This is a genomic window from Mesorhizobium sp. M7A.F.Ca.US.005.03.2.1, assembly GCF_003997795.1.
Classification (GTDB): Bacteria; Pseudomonadota; Alphaproteobacteria; order Rhizobiales; family Rhizobiaceae; genus Mesorhizobium; species Mesorhizobium ciceri.
On record NZ_RZRP01001488.1, the window covers coordinates 1 to 687 of the forward strand.

Sequence of the window (687 nt, forward strand, 5' to 3'; positions counted from 1 at the left end):
TCAGAACGAGGCACAGATGCTGATCAACCAGGCGAGGAACCTCACCTCGCTGCCGACCTCGATGCTTGACCAGATCGAAGGCAATTTCTCTCAGATGAAGAGCCTGCTCGGCGAGGCCGACCAGCTCGCCTACAGCGTTAGGGAGATCGATAGCCAATTTACGTCCGCCTACCAAAACTTTGGCTCTGACCTTTCCGGCCAGCAGCTTGTCGATGGTGCACGCGAGCGCTGGCGGACATCGGTGTCGGCCTTCGAGCATTCATTGAAGGCCGGTGCCGTTGCCGTGGACAATATCGATGGGACGCAGCAGCAGACCAGCGCCCTGGTCGGCGCCAGCCAATCGGCCGTTGGTGTGCTGCAGGCGACGCAAGCCGGCAATCAGTTGCTTGCCGTTCAAGCAAAGCAGGTCGCCGATCTTACGGCGATGCTCGCCGCGCAAGGCCGCGCTGAAGCGTTGGAGAAAGCCAGGCAAGCAGCAGCTCAGGAACAAGCGCGAGAGCAGTTCAGCCGCTTCATGACGGGCAGCAGCTACAGCCCGTCATCGGTAAAAATGTTCCACGACTGAGGCAGGTCATGGATTTCAAGATCGCCGCCCGGATGACAGCCGTCCTTGCCCTTGGCGCCGCCATGACCGCCGCCTTCATGGTGCTGCGCGGCAGCGGCTCGCCGGACACGTCCTCCCCGCGC

1 protein-coding gene is annotated in these 687 nt (G+C 61.9%); it reads left to right on the forward strand.

The annotated features are described in order from the left end of the window. Positions 1-565, forward strand: a 565-nt coding sequence (trbJ, locus tag EN991_RS38665) for a P-type conjugative transfer protein TrbJ (RefSeq protein WP_127370655.1), incomplete at its 5' end; no start/stop codon positions are given. Positions 566-687 lie beyond the last annotated feature (122 nt).